The sequence below is a fragment of the Pseudomonas sp. CFBP13508 genome (assembly GCF_005233515.1).
GTDB classification, from domain to species: domain Bacteria; phylum Pseudomonadota; class Gammaproteobacteria; order Pseudomonadales; family Pseudomonadaceae; genus Aquipseudomonas; species Aquipseudomonas mercuritolerans.
This window is the reverse complement of sequence record NZ_QFZZ01000020.1, coordinates 1-3,161: the sequence shown is the minus strand read 5'-3', so window position 1 is coordinate 3,161 and position 3,161 is coordinate 1. Positions and strand designations below refer to the sequence as shown.

The 3,161-nt window shown below is 51.1% G+C and carries 1 rRNA gene; it reads left to right on the top strand.

Annotated elements, in window-relative coordinates:
• Positions 1 to 168: 168 nt before the first annotated feature.
• A 23S ribosomal RNA gene (locus tag PspCFBP13508_RS27295) occupies positions 169 to 3,062 on the top strand.
• Positions 3,063 to 3,161 lie beyond the last annotated feature (99 nt).

Below are 3,161 nucleotides of genomic sequence, written 5' to 3'. Positions count from 1 at the left end.
TAGATCGTTCTTTAAAAATTTGGGTATGTGATAGAAAGATAGACTGAACGTTACTTTCACTGGTAACGGATCAGGCTAAGGTAAAATTTGTGAGTTCTCTTAGTTGAGAAATTCGAATTTTCGGCGAATGTCGTCTTCACAGTATAACCAGATTGCTTGGGGTTATATGGTCAAGTGAAGAAGCGCATACGGTGGATGCCTTGGCAGTCAGAGGCGATGAAAGACGTGGTAGCCTGCGAAAAGCTTCGGGGAGTCGGCAAACAGACTTTGATCCGGAGATGTCTGAATGGGGGAACCCAGCCATCATAAGATGGTTATCTTGTACTGAATACATAGGTGCAAGAGGCGAACCAGGGGAACTGAAACATCTAAGTACCCTGAGGAAAAGAAATCAACCGAGATTCCCTTAGTAGTGGCGAGCGAACGGGGACTAGCCCTTAAGTGGCTTTGAGATTAGCGGAACGCTCTGGAAAGTGCGGCCATAGTGGGTGATAGCCCTGTACGCGAAAATCTCTTAGTCATGAAATCGAGTAGGACGGAGCACGAGAAACTTTGTCTGAATATGGGGGGACCATCCTCCAAGGCTAAATACTACTGACTGACCGATAGTGAACTAGTACCGTGAGGGAAAGGCGAAAAGAACCCCGGAGAGGGGAGTGAAATAGATCCTGAAACCGTATGCGTACAAGCAGTGGGAGCAGACTTTGTTCTGTGACTGCGTACCTTTTGTATAATGGGTCAGCGACTTATTTTCAGTGGCGAGCTTAACCGAATAGGGGAGGCGTAGCGAAAGCGAGTCTTAATAGGGCGTCTAGTCGCTGGGAATAGACCCGAAACCGGGCGATCTATCCATGGGCAGGTTGAAGGTTAGGTAACACTGACTGGAGGACCGAACCGACTACCGTTGAAAAGTTAGCGGATGACCTGTGGATCGGAGTGAAAGGCTAATCAAGCTCGGAGATAGCTGGTTCTCCTCGAAAGCTATTTAGGTAGCGCCTCATGTATCACTGTAGGGGGTAGAGCACTGTTTCGGCTAGGGGGTCATCCCGACTTACCAAACCGATGCAAACTCCGAATACCTACAAGTGCCGAGCATGGGAGACACACGGCGGGTGCTAACGTCCGTCGTGAAAAGGGAAACAACCCAGACCGTCAGCTAAGGTCCCAAAGTTATGGTTAAGTGGGAAACGATGTGGGAAGGCTTAGACAGCTAGGAGGTTGGCTTAGAAGCAGCCACCCTTTAAAGAAAGCGTAATAGCTCACTAGTCGAGTCGGCCTGCGCGGAAGATGTAACGGGGCTCAAACCATACACCGAAGCTACGGGTATCACCTTCGGGTGATGCGGTAGAGGAGCGTTCTGTAAGCCTGTGAAGGTGAGTTGAGAAGCTTGCTGGAGGTATCAGAAGTGCGAATGCTGACATGAGTAACGACAATGGGTGTGAAAAACACCCACGCCGAAAGACCAAGGTTTCCTGCGCAACGTTAATCGACGCAGGGTTAGTCGGTCCCTAAGGCGAGGCTGAAAAGCGTAGTCGATGGAAAACAGGTTAATATTCCTGTACTTCTGGTTATTGCGATGGAGGGACGGAGAAGGCTAGGCCAGCTTGGCGTTGGTTGTCCAAGTTTAAGGTGGTAGGCTGAGATCTTAGGTAAATCCGGGATCTTAAGGCCGAGAGCTGATGACGAGTTACCCTTTGGGTGACGAAGTGGTTGATGCCATGCTTCCAAGAAAAGCTTCTAAGCTTCAGGTAACCAGGAACCGTACCCCAAACCGACACAGGTGGTTGGGTAGAGAATACCAAGGCGCTTGAGAGAACTCGGGTGAAGGAACTAGGCAAAATGGCACCGTAACTTCGGGAGAAGGTGCGCCGGTGAGGGTGAAGGACTTGCTCCGTAAGCTCATGCCGGTCGAAGATACCAGGCCGCTGCGACTGTTTATTAAAAACACAGCACTCTGCAAACACGAAAGTGGACGTATAGGGTGTGACGCCTGCCCGGTGCCGGAAGGTTAATTGATGGGGTTAGCTAACGCGAAGCTCTTGATCGAAGCCCCGGTAAACGGCGGCCGTAACTATAACGGTCCTAAGGTAGCGAAATTCCTTGTCGGGTAAGTTCCGACCTGCACGAATGGCGTAACGATGGCGGCGCTGTCTCCACCCGAGACTCAGTGAAATTGAAATCGCTGTGAAGATGCAGTGTATCCGCGGCTAGACGGAAAGACCCCGTGAACCTTTACTATAGCTTTGCACTGGACTTTGAATTTGCTTGTGTAGGATAGGTGGGAGGCTTTGAAGCGTGGACGCCAGTTCGCGTGGAGCCATCCTTGAAATACCACCCTGGCAACTTTGAGGTTCTAACTCAGGTCCGTTATCCGGATCGAGGACAGTGTATGGTGGGTAGTTTGACTGGGGCGGTCTCCTCCTAAAGAGTAACGGAGGAGTACGAAGGTGCGCTCAGACCGGTCGGAAATCGGTCGTAGAGTATAAAGGCAAAAGCGCGCTTGACTGCGAGACAGACACGTCGAGCAGGTACGAAAGTAGGTCTTAGTGATCCGGTGGTTCTGTATGGAAGGGCCATCGCTCAACGGATAAAAGGTACTCCGGGGATAACAGGCTGATACCGCCCAAGAGTTCATATCGACGGCGGTGTTTGGCACCTCGATGTCGGCTCATCACATCCTGGGGCTGAAGCCGGTCCCAAGGGTATGGCTGTTCGCCATTTAAAGTGGTACGCGAGCTGGGTTTAGAACGTCGTGAGACAGTTCGGTCCCTATCTGCCGTGGACGTTTGAGATTTGAGAGGGGCTGCTCCTAGTACGAGAGGACCGGAGTGGACGAACCTCTGGTGTTCCGGTTGTCACGCCAGTGGCATTGCCGGGTAGCTATGTTCGGGAAAGATAACCGCTGAAAGCATCTAAGCGGGAAACTTGCCTCAAGATGAGATCTCACTGGAACCTTGAGTTCCCTGAAGGGCCGTCGAAGACTACGACGTTGATAGGTTGGGTGTGTAAGCGCTGTGAGGCGTTGAGCTAACCAATACTAATTGCCCGTGAGGCTTGACCATATAACACCCAAGCAATTTGCGCTTAAAAGCCAGATTGCGGTGTGTGAAGACGAAACGAACCGAAAGTTCGAAACGCACAAACACCGACAGCTGTCACAT